18 protein-coding genes are annotated in these 26,336 nt (G+C 41.0%); 4 read left to right on the forward strand and 14 right to left on the reverse strand.

The annotated features are described in order from the left end of the window. Nucleotides 1-60 precede the first annotated feature (60 nt). Nucleotides 61-1,569 (forward strand): bifunctional GNAT family N-acetyltransferase/carbon-nitrogen hydrolase family protein, encoded by a 1,509-nt coding sequence (locus tag CLV99_RS11960; protein ID WP_133585093.1) that lies wholly within the window; start codon nucleotides 61-63, stop codon nucleotides 1,567-1,569. Between the two features lie 41 nt (nucleotides 1,570-1,610). On the opposite strand, the gene asnA is transcribed toward CLV99_RS11960, so the two are convergent. The 3 genes from asnA to CLV99_RS11975 all read right to left on the reverse strand — a co-directional run bounded on the left by asnA (nucleotide 1,611) and on the right by CLV99_RS11975 (nucleotide 4,473). Then, nucleotides 1,611-2,615: an aspartate--ammonia ligase gene (asnA, locus tag CLV99_RS11965; protein WP_133584742.1), complete on the reverse strand. Its 1,005-nt coding sequence runs from the start codon at nucleotides 2,613-2,615 to the stop codon at nucleotides 1,611-1,613. A 280-nt stretch (nucleotides 2,616-2,895) separates the two neighbouring features. Next, the gene (locus CLV99_RS11970; RefSeq protein ID WP_133584743.1) at nucleotides 2,896-3,222 is read right to left on the reverse strand and encodes a HesB/IscA family protein; all 327 of its coding nucleotides are present in this window, start codon (nucleotides 3,220-3,222) and stop codon (nucleotides 2,896-2,898) included. A gap of 78 nt (nucleotides 3,223-3,300) precedes the next feature. Further along, nucleotides 3,301-4,473 (reverse strand): cysteine desulfurase family protein, encoded by a 1,173-nt coding sequence (locus CLV99_RS11975; protein ID WP_133584744.1) that lies wholly within the window; start codon nucleotides 4,471-4,473, stop codon nucleotides 3,301-3,303. Nucleotides 4,474-4,573: 100 nt separating this feature from the next. Between CLV99_RS11975 and CLV99_RS11980 the strand changes: the two genes are divergently transcribed. After that, nucleotides 4,574-5,434, forward strand: coding sequence for a mechanosensitive ion channel family protein (locus tag CLV99_RS11980; protein WP_133584745.1), 861 nt, complete (start codon nucleotides 4,574-4,576; stop codon nucleotides 5,432-5,434). Between the two features lie 199 nt (nucleotides 5,435-5,633). Here the strand turns inward: CLV99_RS11980 and glpT are convergent, their stop codons facing one another. The 9 genes from glpT to CLV99_RS12025 all read right to left on the reverse strand — a co-directional run bounded on the left by glpT (nucleotide 5,634) and on the right by CLV99_RS12025 (nucleotide 20,203). After that, nucleotides 5,634-6,974, reverse strand: a complete 1,341-nt coding sequence (gene glpT, locus CLV99_RS11985) for a glycerol-3-phosphate transporter (RefSeq protein WP_133584746.1) — start codon at nucleotides 6,972-6,974, stop codon at nucleotides 5,634-5,636. 12 nt (nucleotides 6,975-6,986) lie between these two features. Further along, a complete protein-coding gene (locus tag CLV99_RS11990; protein WP_246032750.1) occupies nucleotides 6,987-7,817 on the reverse strand; it encodes a glycerophosphodiester phosphodiesterase family protein in 831 nt (276 codons plus the stop codon). A 138-nt stretch (nucleotides 7,818-7,955) separates the two neighbouring features. Continuing rightward, nucleotides 7,956-9,929, reverse strand: coding sequence for a calcineurin-like phosphoesterase C-terminal domain-containing protein (locus CLV99_RS11995; RefSeq protein ID WP_133584748.1), 1,974 nt, complete (start codon nucleotides 9,927-9,929; stop codon nucleotides 7,956-7,958). A 75-nt stretch (nucleotides 9,930-10,004) separates the two neighbouring features. Continuing rightward, nucleotides 10,005-11,579: a DUF5689 domain-containing protein gene (locus CLV99_RS12000; protein ID WP_133584749.1), complete on the reverse strand. Its 1,575-nt coding sequence runs from the start codon at nucleotides 11,577-11,579 to the stop codon at nucleotides 10,005-10,007. Nucleotides 11,580-11,590: 11 nt separating this feature from the next. Beyond that, on the reverse strand, nucleotides 11,591-13,036 hold the full coding sequence (locus CLV99_RS12005; RefSeq protein ID WP_133584750.1) for a SusD/RagB family nutrient-binding outer membrane lipoprotein: 1,446 nt from the start codon (nucleotides 13,034-13,036) through the stop codon (nucleotides 11,591-11,593). Nucleotides 13,037-13,038: 2 nt separating this feature from the next. Continuing rightward, a complete protein-coding gene (locus CLV99_RS12010; RefSeq protein WP_133584751.1) occupies nucleotides 13,039-16,275 on the reverse strand; it encodes a SusC/RagA family TonB-linked outer membrane protein in 3,237 nt (1,078 codons plus the stop codon). Nucleotides 16,276-16,352: 77 nt separating this feature from the next. Then, nucleotides 16,353-17,078 carry an MIP/aquaporin family protein gene (locus CLV99_RS12015; RefSeq protein ID WP_133584752.1) on the reverse strand — a complete coding sequence of 242 codons (726 nt, stop codon included), beginning with the start codon at nucleotides 17,076-17,078 and terminating at the stop codon, nucleotides 16,353-16,355. 33 nt (nucleotides 17,079-17,111) lie between these two features. Then, nucleotides 17,112-18,614 carry a glycerol kinase GlpK gene (gene glpK, locus CLV99_RS12020; protein WP_133584753.1) on the reverse strand — a complete coding sequence of 501 codons (1,503 nt, stop codon included), beginning with the start codon at nucleotides 18,612-18,614 and terminating at the stop codon, nucleotides 17,112-17,114. A 23-nt stretch (nucleotides 18,615-18,637) separates the two neighbouring features. Then, the gene (locus tag CLV99_RS12025) at nucleotides 18,638-20,203 is read right to left on the reverse strand and encodes a glycerol-3-phosphate dehydrogenase/oxidase (protein WP_133584754.1); all 1,566 of its coding nucleotides are present in this window, start codon (nucleotides 20,201-20,203) and stop codon (nucleotides 18,638-18,640) included. 204 nt (nucleotides 20,204-20,407) lie between these two features. Between CLV99_RS12025 and CLV99_RS12030 the strand changes: the two genes are divergently transcribed. Then, nucleotides 20,408-21,190 (forward strand): DeoR/GlpR family DNA-binding transcription regulator, encoded by a 783-nt coding sequence (locus tag CLV99_RS12030; RefSeq protein WP_246032751.1) that lies wholly within the window; start codon nucleotides 20,408-20,410, stop codon nucleotides 21,188-21,190. 502 nt (nucleotides 21,191-21,692) lie between these two features. Here CLV99_RS12030 and CLV99_RS12035 read toward each other — a convergent pair. Beyond that, nucleotides 21,693-23,255, reverse strand: coding sequence for an OmpP1/FadL family transporter (locus tag CLV99_RS12035; RefSeq protein ID WP_133584755.1), 1,563 nt, complete (start codon nucleotides 23,253-23,255; stop codon nucleotides 21,693-21,695). 124 nt (nucleotides 23,256-23,379) lie between these two features. Further along, the gene (locus tag CLV99_RS12040; RefSeq protein WP_246032752.1) at nucleotides 23,380-24,558 is read right to left on the reverse strand and encodes a hypothetical protein; all 1,179 of its coding nucleotides are present in this window, start codon (nucleotides 24,556-24,558) and stop codon (nucleotides 23,380-23,382) included. Between the two features lie 268 nt (nucleotides 24,559-24,826). Between CLV99_RS12040 and proS the strand changes: the two genes are divergently transcribed. Beyond that, on the forward strand, nucleotides 24,827-26,299 hold the full coding sequence (gene proS, locus CLV99_RS12045; RefSeq protein WP_133584757.1) for a proline--tRNA ligase: 1,473 nt from the start codon (nucleotides 24,827-24,829) through the stop codon (nucleotides 26,297-26,299). Nucleotides 26,300-26,336: the final 37 nt, after the last annotated feature.

Here is a 26,336-nt window from a genome sequence, read left to right on the forward strand (position 1 = left end):
TCACTTTTGAATGGTTAGTTGAAAACTGTTAACTCTTAAATATATACACGATAACATATGATGGATATTAAAGTTAGGTTGCTCTCGAAGGAAGATTACAAAGATCTTAAAAAATCGATGTCGGAAGCTTACCAAGGTGTAGGTGAGGTCTGGACCCGTGAAAATATTGTAGACCTCATAGATGTATTTCCTGAGGGGCAACTCGCTGTTGAAGTGAACGGTAGGGTTGTTGCCTGTGCGCTCTCAATTATATTGAACTCGAAGAAGAGTAATATTTATGACAGTTATTACGAGATCATTGATGACGGTAAGTTTTCCAAACATGATTATGAAGGTGATACGCTGTATGGGATCGAGGTATTCGTGCATCCGGAGTACAGGTCTTTGCGGTTGGGAAGGCGTCTGTACGACTCCCGAAAGGAGCTGTGTGAGGAATTGAATCTAAAGAGTATTGTGGCAGGTGGGCGTATTCCCAACTATTTTAATTACGCCGACGAGATGAGTCCTCGGGTGTATATCGACCGGGTGAAACGGAAGGAAATATTTGATCCCACACTAACTTTTCAGTTGTCAAATGATTTTCATGTCAAGAAGATCCTGAAGAACTATCTGCCAGAGGATAGTGAGTCTATGGAATTTGCGACATTGTTGGAATGGAATAATATTTACTATGAACCAGACGCTCGTTCGCATTCGGCTTCTAAACAGACAATTCGATTGGGACTGGTGCAATGGCAGATGCGCTTGTTTACAGGATTGGAGGACTTCTATGATCAGGTGGAGTTTTTCGTAGATGCGGTTAGTGACTATGGAGCTGATTTTGCTTTGTTTCCCGAGTTTTTCAACACACCATTGATGCGCTATTATAATGATCTACCTGAGCGGGAAGCGATGGAGAAGCTGGCGGGACAAACTAAGGAGATCGTGAATAAAATACGACAGTTTGCAGTATCGTATAATGTGAATATCATTGCGGGGTCTATGCCACTATATGAAAGGAATAAACTTTACAATGTATCGTATTTATGCCATCGCAGTGGACATATTGATTCTTTCCGTAAAGTCCATATTACACCAAATGAGTTCAAACATTATGGTATGGCCGGTGGCAATGAAGTGAAGGTATTTGATACAGACTGTGGTAAGGTGGGACTGTTAATTTGTTATGATGTGGAGTTTCCGGAGTTAGGTAGGATATTGGCTGACCAAGGGATGCAGATTCTCTTTGTTCCGTTTATGACGGATACCCAGAATGGTTATATGCGGGTGAGGCACTGTGCACAAGCGAGAGCAATCGAGAATGAATGTTATGTCGCGATAGCGGGATCTGTAGGAAACCTGCCGAGGGTGAATAATATGGATATACAGTATTCACAGTCTGCGGTGTTTACCCCTTCAGATTTTGCATTTCCGAATAATGCCGTGAAAGCGGAGGCAACTCCCAATACGGAGATGGTATTGATTGCAGATGTGGACCTTTATGCGTTGAGGGATCTGCACGAATATGGTACAGTGAAGATTTTGAAGGATAGGCGTAAGGATCTCTATGAGGTTAACCTATTGAAATAATATAAAAGGTCGGATTTTGAATCCGACCTTTTATATTAGAATTAGAGTAGAAAGATATCTTCGTTGGCTAATTTTTGTTTACGTTCAGGATCCCAGATGCTGACCTGTACTTCGCCTATATGGGCGAGTTTGAGCATGAACATACATACACGTGATTGTCCGATGCCCCCACCGATAGATTCGGGTAGGAGGTCACTCAATAGCATCTGATGGAAAGACAATTTGCTGCGGTCTGTACAGTTACGTATTTCCAATTGTTTGATAAGGGCTTCTTTATTGACCCTTATTCCCATGGAAGATAGTTCAAATGCACTATTAAGGAGTGGGTTCCAAACGAGTATATCGCCATTTAAACCTTTGTATCCGGCATCGTTGTCGGTACTCCAATCGTCGTAATCTGCTGCCCGTCCGTCATGGGAAAATCCATTGGAGAGCTCTCCGCCGATACCATAGAGGAAAACTGCTCCATATTCCTGGGCAATAGCATTCTCTCTCTCTTTCGGAGTGTATCCGGGATATTTGTTCAGTAATTCTTCGGATGAAATAAAGAAGATTTGTTCCGGTAGTATAGCCTTACGGTCGGGATACTGATGTTCGACCGCTTTTTCTGTTTCTACCAATGCCGCGTATATTTTTTTTACGGTATCTTTTAAATAGCCTAAATTACGGCTTTTGCTGAGGATTGTTTTTTCCCAATCCCATTGATCTACATATATAGAATGAATGGGGGAGTAATCTTCGTCAGGACGTAGTGCACGCATGTCGGTGATTATGCCTTCCTCCGGCTCGAGTTCGAGTTCTTTGAGGCGTACCCTTTTCCATTTGGCAAGGGAGTGTACGACGACAGCACGTTCTTCATTCAATGATTTAATAGGGAAGGAGACTGGACGTTCTATTCCGTTGAGATCGTCGTTTATTCCTGTTCCGTCCAAAACTATCAGGGGAGATGATATCGGTATCAGATTTAAAGCCTGCCTCAAATGAGTCGAAAAAGTTTCCTTAACAAAGGTGATTGCTTGTTCTCTTTTTAATAGGTTACGTCCCATATATAATTACACTTATTTTAGCTTCTCTGGAAGCTTATATCATCAATTTAGATATTAATATAGCAACATTGCTCTGCAAATGTAATCAAAATGACAATTGTATAATGGTTTTTATTGTAAAATTTTTAAATGCATAGCTGTATTCAAAAAGGGATGTGGTAGGCGGTAATGATATGCGCAGTATTAGAATGGTGAAGGTCGGTGGATTGAGGCTTAAGGAGTATAATAGGTAAAACAATGAGGTTGTTTTACCTATTTTTAGGGATTGTTCTTTAATTGTTTATACGGAGAAGCTTTCGCCACAAGCACAGGTACGTGAAGCATTCGGATTATGGAATTCGAAGCCTTTTCCTGTAAGTCCGTCGGAATAATCCAATTCTGTACCAGCTAGATATAAGTAAGACTTGATATCTAGGCAGATTTTTATTCCTTTGTCTTCACAGAACTGATCTCCTTTTTTTTCTTCGTTATCGAAATTGAGGTGATAGGAAAGTCCGGAACAGCCTCCGCTAGTAACAGCTACCCGAACAAAATAGCTCTCATCATATTGTTCATCCTTTATAACCTGAAGGATACGCTCTTTGGCTTTGTCTGTAATTGTTACCATAGTATTATTAATTAATCTCTTACAAATTTCGTAAAATATTTGCTAAACGCAAGTATGCCACGTTACGGAACTGTCATATTATCCTAAAAGCCCATCTTTGTACATCTGCCATATCGGAGACTGTTTGCGGATGGTATTAATGGCTGTTTTAAGACTCTCCACGGTACGGTCTATCTCTTGTTGTGTTGTGTGTTTGGATAAACTGAAACGAAGGCTACAAAAGGCCTCGTCGTCGGTGAGTCCCATAGCTTTGAGTACATGTGAAGGGTCTCTACTCCCCGATACGCAAGCAGACCCTGATGATACAGCGATATTAGGCATCTTTGTCATGAGCTCATTGCCACGTACATGCTTGAACATGATATTGCTGGTATTACAGATTCGCGGAGCTTCTTTTGCATTAACAGTACAGTCATCAATCTCGGTCATTATGCGGTGTTCAAAGTAGTTCCGTAATTGTTCTATTGCGGAGAAGTCTACTTCATTTGCTTGCAGGCATGCTGTCCCCATCCCGACGATTGCGGGTACATTGTAGGTGCCTCCACGAAGTGCTTGCTCCTGATTGCCTCCCGTGATAAGGGATTCTACTTGCAGCGGTCTGCTTTTTCGCCGGATGAATAGTGCTCCGATTCCTTTAGGTCCGTGGAATTTGTGGGCGCTAAGGCAGCAGAAGTCTAAGGGTACAGATGTGAGATCAAAGGCCTGTTTGCCGATAGACTGTGTGCTATCGCAAAAGAATAATAGGTTATTGTCCTGACAGATATTGGCTATATCTTTTATAGGATGGATGACGCCTGTCTCATTATTGACGGACATTAAACTTACCAAAATGGTTTGTGGAGTGATGGCTGATTTTAGTGTATCTAAATCAATAGCTCCATTTTTGTCTACGGGTAGATAGCTGATCCGGGCACCTTTCTTTTCTAAGTATTCGCAGGTAGATAAGGTGGCTTTGTGTTCTGTCTGGCAGGTAATGATATGGTTGCCTTTGGAGTGGTATCGTAAGAATACGCCTCGAAGTACGGTATTAATACTTTCTGTCGCTCCTGAGGTAAAGAATATTTCTTTAGGCTGGGCCTGTAGTACGTGGGAAACGGATCTGCGTGATTCTTCGATGGCCTGATTAGCATGTCTCCCCATTTTGTGCTGTAGGCTGGAAGCATTAGCATAATCGTCCCTTAGGTAGGGGAGCATACTGTCGAGAACTCGTTCATCCAACCGGCTGGTTGCATTGTTGTCCAGGTATATCATGAGGTTAAAGATATTCAAAATATGCAGTAGTATTCCTATTCTAACGTGGATATTTTATAGATTTGTATAAAGGACAAACTCGAATATAAAATATTTGCTTATGGAAAATGTTGAAACTAGAATAGAAAAACTGATTGATCTAATTGTATTGAAGTTGCCGACTATCGCTGCTGCGCTGATTGTGTTGGTGGTTGGGCGTTATGCTATTAAGTTCTTTCTTAAATTTTTGAACAGTCGATTTGAAAAACGTAATGTGGATCGCTCTATCCGTAGTTTTGTCTCAAGCTTACTGAAGTTTGTACTGTATGCGATGTTGATCTTGACGGTAGCTAATACGATGGGGATACAGACTACATCTTTTATTGCTGTGTTGTCGGCCTTCGGTCTTGCCGTAGGTATGGCATTGCAAGGAAGTCTATCGAATTTTGCGGGTGGTGTACTGATTCTTGTGTTCAGACCTTTTGAGGTAGGTGATTATATTTCCAGTGCGAATGGATCTACTGGTACGGTAGATCGGATAGATATATTGTACACCACATTGACGGATGATAGTGGAATAAAGATCTTTAGTCCGAATGGTACTCTGGCCAACTCGGTGATTAAAAATTACACGAAGATTCTGTCCCGGAGATTTGAATTTGTAATCGGAATTGCATACGAAGATAATATTAAGGTTGCTAAGGATACTATTTTAGGTGTTTTGACAAGTGAAGCTGAAGTTTTGAAAACTCCCGCACCGGATGTGTTTGTTGGTGAACTGGCTGATAGTTCGGTCAATCTGACGATACGAGGCTGGGTAAAACGTGAGGTATTCTGGGCAACGGCTAATGGATTGAGAGAGAAAATAAAGGTTGCATTGGATGAGAAGGGGATCTCAATCCCATATCCGCAGACCGATATGCATATTAAAAGTGATGACGGTGGGTTGATTGCGAATGCTACGGTGTCGAAGAAATCTTAATCTAAGGCTCTTGTAAGGATATAATATCGATAAGCTACAACGATTTGTTGTAGCTTATTTAGTTTTGAAGGGTCTTTGTGACTATAACGAGGTAGGATAAGTTTGTTTATCCTGTTCAAAAAGCGAAATAGGGTCTTTTCCATATGTAAATATGCACAGATATCGCGCCAAACTTAAACTGATCTCGTTGCCTATTCTATTATTTGAGGCGCAAGAACTCTTTTTCTTTGTTCCAGGTGAAGGCTGTAAACAATATTGCTAATGCAGATGCTAACAGGATAATCTCAAAGGAGGCATCCCAGCCACTTTTGTCTACTATTGCGCCAAGGGCTGCATTTGCAAGAAGGTCACCAATGAAATAACCAAATAATCCGGTGAGCCCAGCAGCAGTACCTGCAGCCTTTTTAGGGACTAAGTCTAAGGCCTGAACACCGATCAGCATTACAGGGCCATATATTAAAAAGCCAATTGACCATAATGCGCCATTTACCATCCATTGGTTTTCTCCCGGTGTCAACCAGTACATGGCTACGGCCAAGAAGGTTAGCGCCATATATAGAATGGTAACTGGAGCTCTTCGCCCTTTAAAGAGCTTGTCGCTCATCACACCACATAGGATAGTTCCCGGAATGGCGGCCAGTTCATAAATAGAGGCAGACCAAGTCGCTTCGGATGCTGTAAAATGTTTTGCTTCCTGAAGGAAGGTAGGTGCCCAGTTGATAATGCCGTTTCGGACGAGGTATACAAAGGCATTTGCAATGGCAATGTACCAAAGCAATTTGTTGTTCAATACGTATTTGAAGAAGATCTCTTTTGAACTGAATTCTTTTTCCTGAGAGGCTTCATAGGTTTTTGGGTAATCATTTTTATACTCTTCGATAGGAGGGAGACCACAGGATTGTGGGGTATCCCTGACTAGAAAGATAGAGAGGATGGCAACAAGCAATGCCGCTAATCCTGGAAAGTATAAACGTGCTTGCCAATCTACGAATAGCTCTACACCTAATATGGCTAATGGACCTACTAAAAAGCCCCCTACATTGTGTGCTAAATTCCATATAGACATAGCGGTACCGCGCTCTTTGATGGAGTACCAGTGTACGACGACGCGTCCACAAGCTGGCCATCCCATCCCTTGTACCCATCCATTGATAAATAAGAGGACAAACATGATGGTTATTGAGGAGGTTGCAAAAGAGGAGAATCCCATGAAGATCATGGTCAAGGAGGATAGGATAAGTCCGGCGGCTAGAAAATAGCGGGCATTGCTTCGATCCGAAACATTCCCCATAAAGAATTTGCTTAATCCATAGGCTATAGAGATGGCGGACATGGCGAATCCGAGCTCCGCTTTACTGTAACCTAAGGTGTCCTGCAGGTCTTTTACGGCAAAAGAGAAGTTCTTACGCACAAAATAATAGGCCGCATAACCTAAGAATATCCCAAGGAATACCTGTAGTCTGAGTTTTTTATACTCAGCGTCAATACGGTCTTCTGGCAGCCTCGCTTTGTGCGAGGCTGGCTTAAATATACTGAACATAGTTTGTGTGTTTTAAAATAGGTTTGGGTAGTCGCTAATGATGCCGTCTACTTTTAGGGCTTCTAGCTCGGTAATTTCTTTTTTGCTGTTGACTGTCCATGGGACGATCTTGATACCAAGGTCATGTGCCTGTTTTATAAAAGTTGCGTTGGCGATGCTGTAGTGTGGACTTATAATGAATGGAGTGAAACCAAGATCTGCAACGAGTTCTTTTATGCTTTTACTGTTTTTGGCTCCGATTAAATAAGATGTTTTGATCTGCGGATAATTTTTATTGATGTACTGAATGGTTCGCTTATCAAAAGATTGTATAACTGTCCTAGGTGCTATCCCTTGCTCAATTACAATTTCTAATATTAGGTCCGAAAATTCCTGTGGAGCGGGGTGCCACTCATGGTCTTTGCCTTCATTACTTTTGGTCTCAATATTATAGAACATCGGAGCACGCTTTTTTTCTTTGGCGTAGGCTTCGGATTCCTTGATAAGGTCCTTTAACAAGGCTATTGGTGTCGCAGACTTCTTTTGCTCTGGAAAGTCGATGTTCCCTTTTAATCCTAAGTCAAAATTACCGAGCTCTTTCCAGGTATAATTATATATTGTTCCTTTTATATCTTTCCCTTTAAGCTCAGTGCCGTTTTTGTAAGTGACGAATTTAGGATTTAAATAATCGTCATGATATACGACCACTTTTTTGTCTTTAGTGATATGACAGTCCATTTCTAAGGTTGTTACCTTAGGTAGGTCAATAGCCGTTTTCATCGCACCTATTGAGTTTTCGGGATATAGCCCTCTAGCACCTCGGTGGCCTTCGTAAGAGAAGATAGGGAATTCAGGATTTTGCATACGAACTTGCTTTTGAGTGTTGCAGGAAGATGTTAATAGTCCTAATACTAAGGCGGTTGTTATAATATTTACTTTGTTATTTGACATGCTCAATAATTTTGTAATCTGTAAAATTAAAAAATAATGACGTATTCTCTACTAACGCATATTATATGAAAAAGCTTTTGGTCTTGTCATCGTTTCGTTATAAACGTTTCCAAAGCGATCAGTGACTTTTATTTCTAAGCTACTGGTTGCTGAACTGGCTTTTACTTTGAACATATGTGATGTGTTAGCAGCAGCAAAAGTTGGTTCGGCATTCACATTCAGTCGTTTCATACCGTAGGAGATAAGATGTAGCGGGTCTCGAGAGCTTACACGCTCCACCTGTAAGGGGACGCTATTTTCTGTGACAGATACGGTCCACTCTGGATCATAACCCCATACGTTAATTAGCACTTCATTGTTTTTATTCTCCCCAGCAAAGGTATAGGCATATTTAGGTACTAATTTTTTGTATTGATCACTCGCATTTGGAGTATAGGTATCTGCTGTAATGTGAACCTTGTTTAGGTCGTACGCTCTAAATTGGTACGTTGGCTCATATCCAATGGATTTATAACTCCATTTTATTTTGTCCCCGTTCATATCCCATATCCCATAACCACCTGGACTACCATCGGGAGCAATGTGGTTGTTAGCATAGCCTTTATTGCCTGTCCACCACCAAGTAGCACATACGGCTGCCGTGTTATGCTCCATGATTTTATTATCACGAGGGACACGATAATTAACGTGTGTGTGCCCTGTAAGGATATGAACTTCATTGAAGCGGTTGAATAGATTTATTAACTTGTCTCCATCGCTGATTCTGAAGGATGGGAGTGTACCTTTTTCCGAAGGAGCATTATGGATCTGAATATGTGTGGCTACTATAATTGGGGTATTCGAAGAAATCGTTTCTAAGTCTTTCGCTAACCAATTCATTTGTTGATCAGTTATCTTTCCATTGTATTCACGATCTCCTATGATTCCCGAGGTAGCACCTTTGTTAAGGTACTCTGTGTCGTCGAGTACGATATAGTGTATCTTACCTAAATTAAACGAGTAATAAGTTGGCCCTAGTGCATTTCTGAAAGGATTTTCTGATAGCCAGTCATTAGCCACATAAGGGTCATTATCATGGTTACCTATGACGTTGAAAATAGGTGCCTTTACATTACTGATCTGTTTGACATATTCAGGCATCATAAAGTTGTTACTATACCAGTAGCCATCCCATGTCAGATCACCTAAGGTTAGACCGTACACTTTTTTACCTTGGCTTTGTAGGCTCTCAATTTGCTGATTGATGTCTTTGACAAAACCGTTTTGAAATTGATTTAAATCATCTGTACGATTTGCCAAGTGTAAATCAGCAATGCTAAATACAACATGGTTTTCGTTGTTGACGGGTTTTAATTCGAAGTCTTTTATCTCGATTTCTTGGTTTGCTGCGCTCAAAAAGTGATAAAAAACAGGAAGATTGCCATTACTGTTTACTATCTCGTAATTGCCAGGAATAGAAACAAACACATAGCCTGTAGACTTGTTTGAAGCTAGATAGTATATTCCGTTTTCATCTGTTCTGGTCACTTCATTACCATCTGAGACGACCACATTGGCAATACCTCTCCCATTTGCATAGACGCTACCCTTTATTGTCATCCCTTCTTTGTCTGGAATATTGGGATTGAATACGGCAGAAATGCTAGTCTGTCCAATTTGACGTTGTGAGTTTCCTCTTTTAACTAGGATTCTATATATTCCATTTTTGAATTCATTGGATGAGTTTAATAGGATTCCGTCTGAAAGGATTGTTTTGATCTGTAGGTTTATCGCTGGCGATTGTTGATCTCGTGGCGCAAAAGTGATAATGTCTTCCTTCTGAAAGCCTTTTCCCTTTAGAGTTAGTTCTACATTTGGCCCTATGTAATAAGAGGGCAAAATACCAATGTCGTTAAGATCGAATGATGTAGATGTATTGTTTTCTTCTTTAGTGGGAACAACTACCTTGTCTTTGCACGAGGAGTTGCCAAAGATGACTAATGATAGAAAAATAAAAGTTGATTTGAGAATTTTATTGATTTGCATTTGAATTTTAGGTTTAAGGACTGTTGGTGTTGAAAGCAGTTTTGCTGGTATCTTCCAGCAAAACTGCTTTTACACTTAGTTTACTTGTTTCGTCATTCCATTCCCTTGCTCTATTTGCTGTATTGTGGACTGTTTGTCTAGTAAAATCAACGTACGCTCTCTAGGGCTGTCCCATTTACGGGTTGTGGTATTAAATGTACCTCCTAGTTGGAAGAAATAGCCAATGTCCGTATCGGTTGGCCCACCATGGTGTTCGAATCTAAAATCATTAATTTTAGCATCACCTCCCATAGAGAAGAAAGGGGTTAATTCACCTGTTGCTGCGTTGTACTGTGCATAATGGTCTGTGTTGGCTATTCGGTAACCATGTGTCTTATCTGAGGAAATTATTGATTCTGTTGCCAGTCCACCAAAGAAAAGAACATCTACTGGTACGGACTGTTCAGAGATATTTGTTCCTACAAAAATAGCTATACCTCCTGCATTACCACTGTTTGCTAGGATATTGGAGTTTGAATTTCCAAATCCGTCTCCAGGGTTTTTGGAGGTCTCGATGACGCGAATCCATTTAGCGCTTGCGATGCTGGTCGAGTTCGCACCATTGATTAGCTTACGATGACCGCCTACATAGAACATTTCTCCTTTTTTGACTGACCCTGTGGTTAAGTTAAATTTATAGGTTTTACCACCTCCTGTGGCCCAGCCTGCAGTATGTAGTTCTTTTCCAGCATTGTTACTCGTTACCAAGGAAAACGGTACTTCTTTAAAATCGATGTCGACATTAGCCATGAGCTGTATATATTCGTAATTTCCATCTCCTCCTGAAGGATCATTACAGAATCCTGTTATAATAATAGGAGTGGAGCCAATGTATTCAGGGACGTCTGGGTCGGATACATCTACTATATCTTGCTTGTATCGTGGATAAATGAGGTTTTTGGTAGCAGTCCCAGGTTTAGCCCCGAGCATAATACCAGTGGCAGTAATGTTGCGTGGTACTTGCATTTCCGCATAGTCAGCTCCCTCTAGCGTAGCTACTCCAATGGTATCGGTTGCCTGAATCATTAACTTAGTTCCTTTGAAGACCTCGCTTGCCTCTGGTTTCGGAAACATTTGTCCTCCGACAACCTTTATCATTGTAGATTCGTAATTTTCAGGATTAGTATTAATATTGGCTGCTACAGTTGTTAAAGCATTAATTCTATTATCAGATGATATTTTTTTTATGTCTTCATTTTTAATATTTTGAATCATTAAAAATCCATCTCTTACCAAGGATTTGTTACTGATATTGACTACGATCGAATCTCCTGGGAGATAAGACGAGGCTTCGGAACCAAGCTGTAATACTATGCCGCGTAGTCGTTGACGTTTATATTGTTGTAGGACAACGATCCCTTCCGGTACGTTGCCATATCGGTGGTCTGAAATTACCGTTCCATAGATTTGAGAAGCACCACTAAGTTGTTCCGAACTTAGTGTTACCGTTTGGCCTTTATGTAAGGCTCTCACATCTTCTAAAGCGATATAGGGACTTAATTCTCCGATGTAGGTCTTTTCTTTATCATCACAACTATGGAATAATCCAACAGTAGCTACTATTAAAACTAGTGCGCTACTTTTTAGTATTCTATTTAATATCGTTTTCATTGTATACTGCATTAAGGTTTTTGCCACCACATTAATGTGTTTATATTATCAGGCCCTTGTCTGGATACGGCTGCTTTATAGTTTTCGGGATTTGCAGCTTGTAGATAAACAGGGTAATTAAGTCTGGCAGGCATTATACCACCGTTAAAGTGTCCTGAAAGAATAGGAAGTTCTGGATGGCCGGTACGTCTAAATTCAAACCAAGACTGTAGATCGGTGAAGAATAGAGAGTAATACTTTTGTTGGTGTATCAGTGCCATTTGCTGGTCTAGGCTCGTTGCGTTATCCCAGTTGATATGTATTCCAGTGAGATAGTAATCAGGCATGGTTACTCCCCACATTTCGATTGCATTTTTTATGCCTGTCTCATAGTATTCTTTTGCCGTTTTTTTGCCTATCCAATTTTTTGCTGCCGCTTCTGCGAGTATAAATTGTAGCTCTGCATAATTAAGTATGTTTCCGAGTAGGGGTTCGCTCAATAATGATGTTAACAATGTGGATTTGGCTTTCGGATTGCTCCCGATGGGATATCCACTTGGAATGCCCTCGTAGTTTCCGTCGTAAAGCGTTGCCCATCTTTGGATGCGGGGATCTGACCATTCATTAAGGTTGTCGACAAAGAATGATGTCAGTTTAGGCCCGTACCAATCTCCTGGACGCCAAGTGGCAAATGGAGAAGTATAAGGTGCTACACCTGTCCATCTTAAGATAGCAGATTCGTCATTTTTTTCCATTATTGGATATTTGGTCGGTTCGTCATCTACCATGCGTTTTATCTTTTGAGCAGCATTAATTCCCACTTTATTAGATGCTCGCAGCAGTAGACGTAGATGTAAGGAGTTGCCAAATTTTCGCCATAAAGTTGCGTTCCCCTTAAAAATCGGGTCTGCGGTTTCAATAATATTACTTGCATTGCTTAAGTAGTTATTGGCAGAATCTAAGTTTTGGAAAAATCCTTTATAAATATCCTCTTGACTGTCAAATGTCGGTGTGATATTCAAATCTCTTCCACCTATCGCTTGGGAATAAGGAATGTCTCCATAGGTATCGGTCAAAATGGAAAATAACCATGTTTGAGCGACTAAAGAAATTCCCATAAAAGTTTTATTGTTTTCCGCCTCGGCTAATCTATAGATGTCTTTAAAATTATTGATCTGTACAAATAGATTATTGTATAGATAATCCGCTTCATTGGCTCTAATTTCGTAACGGAATATCTTTCCATCTCCATCGCCCATATCTACGGTTACCTGCATGAGCTCATTCGTGACACGTTGTGCTCTACTCATGTTGTACTCGACTGATTTTTTTAGAGCAGGGGCCAGTAAGTTGGCTGCAGTTACTTCTTTTAACCCGTTTGGATTAGTATTTATGTCTTCGAATCCCTTGTTACAGGAAGCAATTAACATAGATAGGGCTATTGCGCCAAATATATTTCTAAGTTTTATAAAATTCATGACTAAATTCCGATTACAATGTTAATTCCTAATGTCCGTGTTGAAGGAAACTGTCCTAACTCAAACCCTTTGTTGATATCCGAACCTCCTAATGTCCCAAATTCTGGGTCGAATACAGGCCAATCGGTCCACATAAATAAATCTCTCCCAAAAAGACCTATTGTGGCTCTTTGGAGTCCTATCTTTGACAGCTGTTGTGGGCTAAGAGAGTAATCTATTCGTGCTTCTCTTAGTTTTAGAAAATCGGTGGAATAGCTCGTGCTTTCTACATTATCCTTTCCTAAATGAGCAGTGTAATAATCCCAGATGTTTTCGGTGATATAATCATTAGGTCTATAGGTACCGTCACCATTGCTAATGACTCCTTTGCCGATAATTCCATTATAACGTCCTGGTAAAGTGTTTTTGGTTTTGCCTTGTTCGGCTAGATTGGCTGCGGTCAGTGAGTAAGCGACGGCTCCAATTTGTGCATCAAATAGAAAACTTGCTCTGAATTGTTTGTATTTGAATTCATTATTTAAACTAGCTTTCCACTTTGGGTTAGTATTGCCAATATACTTCAAGTCGGTACCTAGCTGAGGGATGCCGTTTTGGTAGACGATTTCTCCTTGAGGAGATCTTTCGTAACCACGGCCATACAAATCACCCATGCTTCCACCTACGTAGGCAATAATGGCTCCTCGGCTACCTGGACCATTTTGCAGTACGATGTTAGGCAAAATATCAGTGAGTTCTATTACCTTATTGCGGTTTGCCGCAAACGTTCCATTAAGGTTCCAAGAGAAATCTTTTTTCTTTATCGGGGATCCGCCAGCTTCTATTTCAATACCACTATTTCTTATTTCACCCGCATTTAGGAGGATGGTACTATAGCCAGACCCCCGGTCTACCGTTGCTTTAAGATGTTGATTAAATGTATTGCCTACGTAATATGTCAATCCCAGATTCATACGACTTTTGAAAAGGCGCATGTCGGAGCCTATTTCGAAGCTATTTGTGCGTAAGGGGTTTAAATTAGGGTTGGGGATTAAAGTTGGGTTGGATGCCCCTCCCGGGAAGGTGATCTCCGGATTATATGTATAGGAGGTAAGGTATGCTGTGGTGCCTCCACTCCCCACACTCGCAATAGAAGAACGAAGTTTCAAGTAAGAAATTTCATTTGGTAAATTCAGTAAATCTGATAGAATTACACTCAAGTTAGCCGAAGGATAGAAAAAGGAAGAGTTCCCTTTTCGCTCAGGGGTAGCTAAGGTACTAGCCCAGTCATTACGGGCCGAGAAGTCAAAGAAAAGATAGTCCTTATAAGAGAAAGTACCTAGTGCAAACCAGCTATTGAGTTTGTATTGTTCTTGTAACGGAGATGAGACTACTATTCCTGCGGCATTGGCCATAGTATAGTTGTTTGCTACTGATAGTGAATCTGCGTAATTACGTTCTTGAGACTTTTCATTGCGTAAGGTACTACCTCCGATAGACAATGTGGTTTTGATATCTTTATTGATGTCCTTTTTGTAGTTGATCATGATATCTGCACTAGTCTCTTGGTTATGGATAGATTGTGTTCTATACATTCCTTTTCTGAACTTTTCTGTATCAAAAGGGCGCTGTTGTGATCGTTTCTCTATACCGAAGTCCAGATTTGTTCTGGCCATGATATTAAGATTTTCTGAGAACTCGTATGTAGCCTCAACATTTCCTGTAATTCCATTACGTTTTGATTTGTTGAGCATTTCATAAGCCATCAAATATGGGTTGTCAGGATAAGAACTGAACGGATAGTTTTGTCTATTACCTTCCTGTCCATGAAGCCAGTAAGGTTTTAACCAGTCTAAAGGCGCATTGGGAACCCAAAATATATTCCAATACATGAAGGATTGGTTGTTGTATCCTGTAGACGGCAGGTTGTCACTCTGGTTCTGTTTGTAGTTGACTCGGGTTTGGACCTTTAACTTGTCGGTTACCTTATGCGCTGCATTAATAGACACCGTATTGCGATCATATCCGGTGTTTGGAATAATCCATTTGTTATTTAAGTTGGTGTAGGAGAAACGCATGTTAGTGCGATCATTGCCACCATCTAATGTGATTGAATTGGTAAAGGTACGTCCTGTATCAAAAAACTCTTTACGTGCATTAGGATAGGGGACCCAAGGTGTTGGCTCTTTGGCACGAGTCTGTGTAACGGGATCGAATTGGTAAAACAGTTGACCATCAAATTTAGGCCCCCAGGCTGAACTCGTACTTCGTGTACTTGTTAACCCATTACCATCTAAGTAAGAGTAGAAATTGTTGCCCTGATCTCCTTGTCCGTATTCAAATTGATAATCCGGCCATCTCGATATTGATTCAATAGTTGAGTTAGAGGTGACAGTTACGCCAATTCCTTTGCGGTTTGATCCCGATTTAGTCGTGATTATTATTGCTCCGTTTGCTCCTCGTTGTCCATATAGAGCGGTTGCATTGGGGCCTTTAAGTACGGTAATATTGGCAATGTCTTCTGGATTGATGTCGGAAAGGCCGGAACCGTAATCTACAGGAGAATCTCCTGAAAGATAAGCTCCATGGTCCCCACCTGTCATCTGACCACTACTTCCACTGATTACAATTCCATCAACAACAATTAGAGCATTGTTATCGCCGGTAATATTATTTTCACCACGAAGGATGATTTTGTTTGAGCTAGCCGGTCCACCACCTGAGCGGACAAGATTGACTCCAGCCACTTTTCCAGAAAGAGCGTCTGTCCAGTTATTCGAGATAGCATCTGTTAACTGTTCGCCTTTTATTTCTGTAGCTGCATATCCCAGGGCTTTTTGTTCTCTTTTGATTCCTAAAGCGGTAACCACTACCTCTTCAATGCCTTCAGATGTTTCTGCTAATTGTATGGTCGTATTTATATTCCCACTGCTGAATGTTTGTGTGACGTTATCATAACCTATCAGTTGAAAACTGACGCTTGTTCCAGGTACGATGTCAATAGTGAAAGCTCCTTCTGAGTTACTGGAAGTAATAGTTTTTCCATTAGCCCGGATCGAGACACCTTGTAACGGTGATTTGGTGTTCTTGTCTACTACTTTACCCTGGATTTTTATTTTTTCCTGGCTAGTTGTTTTCTCGAAAGAGAAGGAGTGATTAGCATAAGCTTGCCCTCCAGAATAACAAGCAGTAGCTAAAGCAATCCACAGGAGTTTAGATCCTATACGATGTGGCTTAACTTTTTCTTGATTGTTTGTTAACATAAGTTGTGTGATTAAATTGGTAGCTAAATTGGTGTTTTAATATTAACTCAATGTTAATTGTTGCTTTTTGTTTCGTTTTATTTCATAAAGACGAACAATAACGCAGCTAACGAAGCTCCTATCAATGGACCTACGACAGGTACCCATGCATAAGATAAGTCGAAGTTTGCCTTATTTTTAATAGGCAATAAGGCATGTATGATACGAGGACCTAAATCTCGAGCAGGATTGATTGCATAACCTGTAGTGCCACCTAAGGATAGTCCAATGGCCCAAACGAGGAATGTTACAGGAATAGCACCTATAGATCCTAGCCCAATAGGGGAGTGGTCTGCTAAGCTTGCTTCTTTGAAATGTAATATGGTAAATATAAGTACGAAAGTACCTAAGGCCTCACTGAATAGATTTATAGGAAGGTTTTTGATAGCAGGAGCCGTGCAGAATACTGCCTGTTTGGCTCCAGGATTGTCCGTTTGGTCAAAGTGGTCTTTGTACATGATCCACACAAGGGTAGCTCCTGTCATCGCGCCAATAAACTGCGCTGCAATGTACGAAAGTGTCGTTTGTAGATCTATATTGTTTAAAATATAGTTGGCAAGTGTCACAGCTGGGTTGAGATGTGCTCCGCTATAGGGGCCAGCTATGGTAACTCCAACAAAGACGGCAAATGCCCAGGCGGTTGTAATGACAATCCAACCTGAGTTGTTACCCTTGGTGTGGTTTAAGACTACATTGGCAACTACTCCTCCGCCTAGAAGGATCATTGCTCCAGTTCCTATTAACTCTGCAATAAAAGGTGTCATAATATAGATTTATTGAAAAATGGTTACATACTGTTACTTATTGTAGTCTGCCCAGAATTTTGCTGTATCGGTCGCTCGCTTCCATTCGGCAAGTTGTGTGTTGTATTTAGTCGATTTTGTAGGTTCGAATACCTTATCTTCCTCCCATAGGGCCTGCAGCTCTTGGGTGTCCTTCCAGAATCCAACAGCTAAACCAGCAAGGAATGCTGCGCCCATAGCTGTAGTTTCTGTAATGGCTGGACGAATGACTTTGGTTTTAAGAATGTCAGCCTGAAACTGCATCAAAAAGCTGTTTTGGGTGGCGCCACCATCTACACGGAGTTCTTTTATTCGAGAGGAGGAGTCTGCTTCCATTGCTTTTAGTATATCATAAGTCTGGTAGGCGATGCTCTCTAATGAAGCTCGCGCAATATGTGCGGCATTGGATCCGCGGGATAGTCCTACCATAGTTCCTCGGGCTTCGGCATTCCAATGTGGAGCTCCCAATCCTGAAAATGCAGGTATAAGATAGACCCCGTTGGTGTCAGGCACGCTGTTGGCGAGTTTCTCGACTTCATTCGATTTGCGGATGATGCCTAGTTCGTCTCTGAGCCACTGTACTACAGCGCCACCGATAAAGATACTGCCTTCTAATGCGTAATTGACTTCTTTGCCGATTTTCCAGGCTACTGTGGTGACGAGTTTATTGTTGGATATAACCGGTTTTTTACCAATGTTCATGAGGAGAAAGCAGCCTGTACCATAAGTGTTTTTGACCATGCCTTTTTGTGTGCATAATTGTCCAAACAGGGCCGCTTGTTGGTCTCCTGCAATTCCTGCAATTGGAACCTGAACTTTAGCGATGTCCTGTGAGGTATGTCCGTATATTTCGGAGCTACTGCATACCGTAGGAAGCATTGATTCGGGGATTTCGAAGATATCCAATAGCTCTTTGTCCCATTGTAAGGTATGTATATTTAAAAGTAAAGTGCGAGAGGCATTCGATACATCTGTAACATGTTTCTCTCCATTTGTAAGGTTATAGACCAGCCAAGAGTCTACTGTTCCGAAAGCAAGCTCGCCTTTTTGTGCTAATTGTTTAGCACCTTTTACGTTATTAAGTATCCAATTGATTTTGGAAGCGGAAAAATAGGCATCGATCAGAAGTCCTGTTTTCTCTTGAATAGTGCGCTCTAGTCCTTTCTCTGCAATTTTTTTGCAGTAGTCCGCTGTTCTACGATCCTGCCAAACGATGGCGTTATATACCGGTTTACCTGTTTTTCTATTCCATACTATAGTCGTCTCTCTTTGATTGGTAATACCTATGGCTTTAATTGCTTCTAGTTTTATTTTTGTCTTGGCGATTGCCTCGGTCATAACGGCAAGTTGTGTAGACCATATTTCTTGGGCATCGTGTTCTACCCAACCTGATTTTGGATATATCTGGGTAAACTCTTTTTGAGCAATCTCGATGATTTCTCCTTTTTGGCTAAAAAGGATGGCTCGGGAGCTGGTGGTGCCTTGATCCAGAGCGAGTATGTATTCCTTGTTCATCATATAGTGGGTTTATAGGTTAGCTATTATAGGGTGTAGTTTTTAACAAGGGTTGTATAGTCTTCGATTTCTTTCGCTATCCAAGCTTCATTCTTGCCAAGCTCTTGCGCCATTAGTGCTGCGACTTTTGGGGCCGCTTCTAAAGAGGCTTTGGCGTCCAATAGAAGAAAGCGTACTCGTCGGGCTAGAAAGTCTTCTACTTTGGCAATCATTTCATAACGACATGCCCAGACCACTTCGGCAGCTAGAAACTCGTACATCGGATGCAATTTCTCGCCTAGTGCAGGAGATGTTGAAGCGAGTTTCATGAGCGGCTCGATATCGGAACCATAAACTTGCCAATGGCCGGGTTTTTTATCTAGCGAATAACCGTGGATCGGTAGCTTGTGTGTTTTGCATTCGGCAGGAGGAAGATTTGCTGTTTTAATAGCTAAATCAACTGTTTCTTCAGCCATTTTGCGGTATGTGGTCCATTTTCCACCTGTAATGGTAATCAATTGTGAAGCACTCTTGATTAGTTTGTGATCTCTGGATATTTCTTTGGTGCTTTCGGAGTCACCATCGGTTGGCGCAGCTAAAGGACGTAAGCCAGCAAATACGCTAAGGACATCTTTTTCTGTGGGGGCATTTTCTAGGTAATCGTTTGCCGTTTTTAAGATGAAATCGATCTCCTCGTTTAGTGGTCTGGGTTCAATTTGATGCGCATGTAGTGGAGTGTCGGTGGTGCCGAGCAATACTTTGTCATGCCATGGTACACCAAAAAGCACTCGTCCATCGCTGGTTTCTGGTATCATCAATGCGTCTTCGTTGCCTAAGAACTTTTTGTCGATAACAATATGGGCTCCCTGACTCGGACGAACAATGTCTTTGTGCGTAGGGGTGTCAAGTTTAAGGATGTCATCCACAAAAACGCCTGTTGCGTTGATTACTGACTTTGCTTGGATGGTAAAGGTAGCTCCTGATAAGGTGTCAATTAAGCTTAAACCATTCGTTTTTCCAGTAGCGTCTTTGGTGATGTTGTTGACCTCGGCATAGTTCAATAGAGTAGCTCCATGAGAAGCCGCTGTTTGCCCCAGGTTGATAGCAAGTCTGGAATCATCAAACTGACCATCGTAATATTGTACACCACCTACTAGGCCTTTAGTCTTTATCTTGGGTAATTTTTGAGAGACTTCATCTTTGTTCAATAAGGTAGATTTCCCTATTCTTAGTTTCCCAGCCATCCAATCATACAGTTTTAGTCCTATAAGAAATTTCAACTTATTGAAAGTGGAATAGGATGGAATGACAAAGCTCTGAACAAATGAGACGTGAGGAGCATTTTTAAACAGTAATCCTCTTTCTTTTAAAGCAGATAGCACTAGTTTAATATCGCCATTAGCGAGATAGCGTACCCCACCATGCACAAGCTTGGTACTTTTGCTTGATGTGCCTTTTGCAAAATCGTACTTTTCGACAAGTAATGTGCGATACCCCCTCGAAGCAGCGTCGACGGCAATTCCTAAGCCGGTAGCACCGCCCCCAATAATGGCAATATCCCAAAAATCTGTGTTCTGAATGCTTTCTAAAGCTTCGTTTCTTGTGAATTTCATTTTGATTTACTGTGTTTGTTTGTGCTTTGTTTTGTAAAAATAGTAAAAAACGTAAATAAACGAAAGTTTATGAAGTCTTTTAGATAAATGCCCTAGTTTTGGAATAACTTAATTATCTTAGGGTTGTGAATGTAGAGATCGTAATCTTGGTTAATACCATCTGTTACATCTGCCCAGATTTACCAAAGAGGTAGCTGGTATCCAATGAAAATAAGTAATATCCGTATGAATAATGTCGAACGGCATCAATATATTATCAAACAAGTAAACCAAAATGGGCATGTTTCTGTTTTGGATTTGTGCGAAGAATTAAGTGTTTCTTCTGTAACAATCCGTAAAGATTTACAATTTTTGGAAGATACTGGGTTAGTATATCGTACGCATGGTGGCGCTACGAGACAGAATCCTTATCAAACAGATAGGCCAGTTGTTGAGAAGGAAAAAATATATGAAGATGAAAAAATAAGTATAGCCCGAGCGGCATCGAGACTTGTGTTGGCCAATGATTCTATTATTATTGGATCGGGTACGACAACTCAGTTTTTGGCCAGGGAGATTATGCCACAGGGAAACCTGACTGTAGTTACGTCTGCGTTGAATGTAACGCTAGAGCTGCTTAAACATCAAAATGTAGAGGTCATCCAATTGGGAGGGTCAGTGCGCCGTACATCTTCATCGGTGACTGGACAATATGCGAATAATATCTTAGATCATTTTTTCTGTTCGAAATTGTTTTTAGGGGTAGATGGTATCGACCTTGACTATGGGATATCTACAACTAATGCGCAGGAAGCGATGTTAAACCAAAAAATGATTACTGTAGCACAACAGGTTATCGTATTGGCCGATTTCAGTAAATTTGGTAGAAAGAGTTTTGGGAAAATTGTGGATTTTTCACAGATTGATATCATTATCAGTAATGAGATACCTCCTGCTTTTCAAGAGTTGTTTGATTCGTTAGGTATTGAAACGATCATCGCGAAATAGTGAATCTACCCTATTAAAAAGGGGCTTAGTTAAGCCACTTTTATTAAGTATATTAAGTCTCGGGTTCCGCTCGAGGCTTTTTTGCTTTTACTGCTTAAGCTGATTTTGATATCTAGCATCATTTAAAGATCCTACTTTTTCACGAGCAGAGCCCATTGGTCCACTTTCTGCTCTTCCCATGTTATTTTAAGCTTAATTAGTTGATACTAATAATATCTAGGGGACATGTTATTGCTACGTTATTTTTTAAGAAGTAATAAGTCAGGATATAGTAGGTAAATAACAGGGGGATTATTCGCTTTTATCCGAATGAGGTCCCTGTTATCTCCGAATAAAGTCCGTATGAAATCCCTATTATCTAATAAGAAGTACCCTAGTTGGTATCAAGTTGAACCTGTGTTGGTTTAAGAAATGTGAGCTAATGGTTTTTTACTGCAGAAAGAAAAAGGGGCTGTCTCGTAATACTCTAGACAGCCCCTTTTTTAATATGATCTGTATTTGTTTAGAATTTGGCTCCTAAGGTTAGGATACCACTTGTTCTTTTGTGATCAATAGATGCTACTGGACTAGGGGCTTTCCAGAAGTCCTCTGCAATAGCGTAAGCAGCTTGTTTGTAAGAATTGACTTGGTGGACAACAGCTAGATCCATGTAAAGTGAATTTGTTAGTTTAATACCTAATCCTAAGCTACCACTATAGTTTGTGTCATCAATGCCACCTTTGTATGGATTGCCGAAGTAATTGAAACCCGCACGTCCACTTAGAATATTAGTGAATAAGAATTCTCCTCCAACTCTGAAGTTTACAGCATTCTTATACAAGTCCTTAATATCCTTGTTTATACCATCGTAGTTTCCTCCTCCCGAGTAGTTAGCTGAAGAATAACGCATCGTATTGTATGTGACATACTCCATGTCTGCAGTTAAGAGCCCTCTACTGAAGAACTTGGATAGACCTAAACCAAATTTCCAAGGGGTCGTCATGTTATAGTCTTCTTGCCCAGGGTAGTTTTTTGATTCGTAGACGTGGAAGGGATCTTTTGCTGAATCATTATCGTAGAAATGTACATCAGTGTACGCTTGGCTATCATCTTTAACCGTCATCCAGGTTGGCGTATTGATTGTAAGACCAATATTCCAGTCGGTTGTAGGCTTATAGATCATTCCTAATTTGAAATCCACTCCAGAGCCTTCGGCTACCTGGCCCGTGTTGTCGAATAGTTCGTAACTAGCTTCAGTGTATTTATACCCTGGTTTTGTTGGATCAGCATAATCTGAATTTGGATTATCTGCTAAGATTTCATCTCTACTTTTGGTCCAGCCATTTTCAATGAATTGAGCACTTTTTTCATATCTGAATGATGTAATACCTAAAGTAGCACCAATATAGAATTTGTTATCGTAGTTGGAACCAAAGGCGATAGCTGTCTTACTGCGGTTGCCTCTGGTGATAATATCATTGTATTGGTTTTTGTCAGCGGCTTCTTTGGCTAAAGGAAAATATCCTTTTTTTGAGTCTCCAAATTGCTCTACAATGTTGGAATTGGCAAAATCGTTTCTAAAATCACCGACTCTATCATTTGCCATTAAATCCGAAAGTGCATTGACAATTGTCGTTTGATTATTTACACCCTCATATGTGAGCCTGTTGTTAAAATTCTGCGTTTTATTGTAGCTTATTCCGACATTGAAATTCAACCAACCGGAATTGGACCGGTAATTTGAAGAAGGGAAATGGAAAACAACACCTGCCTGATCTACACCGAAATTGTCCTTCTTACTGTTGGAATTCATCCCCTGATAAGAGGTCTTGTTTTTGTTTCCTAGATAGTCAAATGTGATTGACATATCTGATCGGCTGAAGAAACCTAGTCCTGCGGGGTTACCATTGATTGCTGAAATGTCACCTCCTAGTGCTGTTTGGGGATTCCCCATTCCTTTCATTCGCGCAGACCCACCGTTGTCTTCTCTTGAGAATGTCAATGCATCGTCTACGGATTGTGCATGTGATTGCGACCAAAAGATGCTCGATACAAATGCCGAAAGGATAATATGTTTAAACTTCATAGAATATTATTTGCCCAATTTATCAACAGCCAATTTGACTATTGGCTGTTGATAAGGATTATTTTTGTTTTTATTTAAAGAACTGTTACCTAGGCTAATTCCTTTTTGGAGGATTAGCTTACTTCTAGCGTCTTGAAGAACCAGATGAGCGAGTTGCTCCACCACCACCGCCTCCGCGGGACATAGAACCACCGCCACTGGACATAGACGAACCGCTGCTGCTTCTAGAAGGAGGTGTGTAGGTGCTTCCAGAAGACCTTGAGCTACCACTGTCAGAACGACGGCTTGAAGGAGCTGTAGTCGGTCTCGAAGTACTTGATCTATCGGTCGTGGTAGGTCTTGATACTGTACCTTGACTTGTAGATTGTCCACGTCTGCTACTTGTTGCACGAGTGTCTGTTCCTCTTCCGGAGTCCATGGTTCCTCTATTTACCTCGGTGGAAGTTCCTCTACGTGATGTGTTGGCTGAGCCTCTTAAGCTTCCACCGTCTCCACGGGATGTGCCTACTCGGTTTGATGTCGTACCATCGCTCGTACCTCTACGGCTCGATGCGGTAGATCTAGTGTCAATACGGCCGTTAGCATCGCGTACTACGCCTGTGGATCCACGTCTACTACTACTACTAGAGCTTGCATCCCTACGGCTAGAAGTCGCTGTTCTTGTATTGAATCTATCACGACTAGTGGAACGTACAGAAGAATTCGCCGGGCGTCTGCTGCCATAATAACCGTTGTTATAGTAGTAGTTATTATTGTATCCATAATAGGGATGTCCCCAAGAGTTGTAATAGGAATTGTGTCCCCAGTAACCACCGTAGCCATAGTAAGGTCTTCCCCATCCGTAACCATAATAAGGTGATCCCCAGCCGTAGCTGTAGTAAGGCGATCCCCAGCCAAATCCAATGGACCAGCTTGATCCCCATCCACCGGTAGACCAGCCTAATCCGAAGCCTCCGTACCCATACCATGGGTCAAACCAAGGATCATAATAGGTCATGCCTGGTGATGAATAATAGAATCTATTGATACGGTTTGCGTATTGTAGGTCTTCGTATTGATCTTCGTAATATTCTTCGTCTGAATATTCATCTGAATAATAGCCACCACCTGTGTTTGAATTCGAATTTTGCGGTTCAGTATAGTAATAATCAGGGCTTTGATAAACCGGTGCAGGTCTGCTGCCTGCAGTCTGATTGTTATAGACATCGTCTCTATACGTAACTTGTCTACTCGTCGAGCAGGAGCTCAATAAGGCAACAAGTGCTAAAGTCCAGCCTCCGATAAGTAATTTATTTGTTTTCATCTGTTTGATTTTTTGTTTAGTTTTCAGATGGAGCCTTTTTTAGGAACAACCCATGGTATTCTGTGTTGTACACGTAGGGCTCTTTATATCTTTATCACTAAAGTGTCTATATAATCTAGTCTCTTTTTACTATCTTAGACGCGTATTTTTGCAAAGGTTTAATCCCTGTCTCAAAAATATAAATTAATTTATCCAAGGAAAAAGATATTATTACGGATTGTCCGTAAATATAATATATTGTTACAAATTAAATAGTTAAAAAAGAACAATGAGCAAAGGAATAACGAGTAGAAGCGAGGATTATTCTCAGTGGTATAATGACCTAGTGATTAAGGCTGATTTGGCGGAGAATTCCGCGGTGAGAGGTTGTATGGTTATTAAGCCCTATGGGTATGCAATCTGGGAGCGTATGCAGGCCATTTTGGATAAGCGTTTTAAGGAAACAGGTCATAGTAATGCGTATTTTCCCTTGTTTATTCCTAAATCTTTCTTTTCTAAGGAGGCTTCTCACGTAGAAGGATTTGCAACAGAGTGTGCTGTGGTGACGCACTACCGTTTGAAAAATGATGGAAGTGGTAATATCATTGTTGATGAGGATGCAAAATTAGAAGAGGAGCTTATTGTTCGCCCTACTTCGGAAACGATTATCTGGAATACCTATAAGGGCTGGATTGAGTCTTACAGAGATTTACCAATCTTAGTCAATCAATGGGCGAATGTAGTTCGGTGGGAAATGCGTACACGTCTTTTCTTACGTACTGCGGAGTTTTTATGGCAAGAAGGCCATACGGCGCACGCTACGAGTGAAGAAGCAATTGCTGAAGCGGAACAAATGTTGGAGGTATACGCGGATTTCGCTGAAAACACATTGGCAGTTCCTGTAGTTCGCGGTAGAAAAACAGAAAATGAGCGTTTTGCAGGCGCATTGGATACGTTTTGTATCGAGGCATTGATGCAGGATGGCAAGGCATTACAAGCCGGTACTTCACATTTCTTGGGACAGAATTTTGCGAAGGCATTTGATGTTAAGTTTACGAGTAAAGAAGGAAAACAAGAATACGTATGGGCGACATCATGGGGTGTGTCGACACGTTTGATGGGAGCGCTTATTATGGCTCATTCGGACGATCAGGGGCTGGTATTGCCGCCTAAATTAGCGCCTATACAGGTCGTCATTGTGCCTATTTATAAAACGGACGAAGAGAAAGCTTCTATTGATACGTTTGTCGCTAATTTGCAGGCTGAGCTGAAAGGTAAAGATATTTCTGTCAAATACGATGACCGTGATACGCAACGTCCAGGGTTCAAGTTTGCAGAGTGGGAGCTTAAAGGTGTGCCGGTACGTGTAGCTGTAGGTGCGCGTGACATGCAGAATGGAACGGTGGAATTGGCGCGTCGCGATAAGCAAACAAAAGAAACAGTAGCGCAAGAAGGTCTAGCCAATACGATAGAAGTACTTTTGGAAGATATTCAACAGCATATCTATCAGAAAGCGATTGATTTTAGGGCATCTCATACTACGGAAGTAAATTCTTACGACGAATTTAAACAGGTTATAGAAGGTAAGGGCGGGTTTGTCTCTTGTCACTGGGATGGTACGGTAGAAACGGAAAAACGTGTGAAGGAAGAGACAAAAGCTACTATCCGCTGTATTCCTTTAGACGCTAAAGAAGAAGAGGGGGTATGTATCTTTACAGGTAAACCTTCGTCTAGAAGAGTTCTTTTTGCGAAAGCATACTAGTCAGGTCGCTGATTTAGTTTTTGAAATCGTAAAAAAG

Source organism: Sphingobacterium yanglingense (assembly GCF_004363245.1).
Classification (GTDB): Bacteria; Bacteroidota; Bacteroidia; order Sphingobacteriales; family Sphingobacteriaceae; genus Sphingobacterium; species Sphingobacterium yanglingense.

What these genes read in the sequence shown, in the direction of transcription:
- CLV99_RS11960 (WP_133585093.1), top strand. Translation starts at nt 61, where the DNA reads ATGGATATTAAAGTTAGGTTGCTCTCGAAGGAAGATTACAAAGATCTT.
- asnA (WP_133584742.1), bottom strand. Translation starts at nt 2,615, where the DNA reads ATGGGACGTAACCTATTAAAAAGAGAACAAGCAATCACCTTTGTTAAG.
- CLV99_RS11970 (WP_133584743.1), bottom strand. Translation starts at nt 3,222, where the DNA reads ATGGTAACAATTACAGACAAAGCCAAAGAGCGTATCCTTCAGGTTATA.
- CLV99_RS11975 (WP_133584744.1), bottom strand. Translation starts at nt 4,473, where the DNA reads ATGATATACCTGGACAACAATGCAACCAGCCGGTTGGATGAACGAGTT.
- CLV99_RS11980 (WP_133584745.1), top strand. Translation starts at nt 4,574, where the DNA reads ATGGAAAATGTTGAAACTAGAATAGAAAAACTGATTGATCTAATTGTA.
- glpT (WP_133584746.1), bottom strand. Translation starts at nt 6,974, where the DNA reads ATGTTCAGTATATTTAAGCCAGCCTCGCACAAAGCGAGGCTGCCAGAA.
- CLV99_RS11990 (WP_246032750.1), bottom strand. Translation starts at nt 7,817, where the DNA reads ATGCAAAATCCTGAATTCCCTATCTTCTCTTACGAAGGCCACCGAGGT.
- CLV99_RS11995 (WP_133584748.1), bottom strand. Translation starts at nt 9,929, where the DNA reads ATGCAAATCAATAAAATTCTCAAATCAACTTTTATTTTTCTATCATTA.
- CLV99_RS12000 (WP_133584749.1), bottom strand. Translation starts at nt 11,579, where the DNA reads ATGAAAACGATATTAAATAGAATACTAAAAAGTAGCGCACTAGTTTTA.
- CLV99_RS12005 (WP_133584750.1), bottom strand. Translation starts at nt 13,036, where the DNA reads ATGAATTTTATAAAACTTAGAAATATATTTGGCGCAATAGCCCTATCT.
- CLV99_RS12010 (WP_133584751.1), bottom strand. Translation starts at nt 16,275, where the DNA reads ATGTTAACAAACAATCAAGAAAAAGTTAAGCCACATCGTATAGGATCT.
- CLV99_RS12015 (WP_133584752.1), bottom strand. Translation starts at nt 17,078, where the DNA reads ATGACACCTTTTATTGCAGAGTTAATAGGAACTGGAGCAATGATCCTT.
- glpK (WP_133584753.1), bottom strand. Translation starts at nt 18,614, where the DNA reads ATGATGAACAAGGAATACATACTCGCTCTGGATCAAGGCACCACCAGC.
- CLV99_RS12025 (WP_133584754.1), bottom strand. Translation starts at nt 20,203, where the DNA reads ATGAAATTCACAAGAAACGAAGCTTTAGAAAGCATTCAGAACACAGAT.
- CLV99_RS12030 (WP_246032751.1), top strand. Translation starts at nt 20,408, where the DNA reads ATGAAAATAAGTAATATCCGTATGAATAATGTCGAACGGCATCAATAT.
- CLV99_RS12035 (WP_133584755.1), bottom strand. Translation starts at nt 23,255, where the DNA reads ATGAAGTTTAAACATATTATCCTTTCGGCATTTGTATCGAGCATCTTT.
- CLV99_RS12040 (WP_246032752.1), bottom strand. Translation starts at nt 24,558, where the DNA reads ATGAAAACAAATAAATTACTTATCGGAGGCTGGACTTTAGCACTTGTT.
- proS (WP_133584757.1), top strand. Translation starts at nt 24,827, where the DNA reads ATGAGCAAAGGAATAACGAGTAGAAGCGAGGATTATTCTCAGTGGTAT.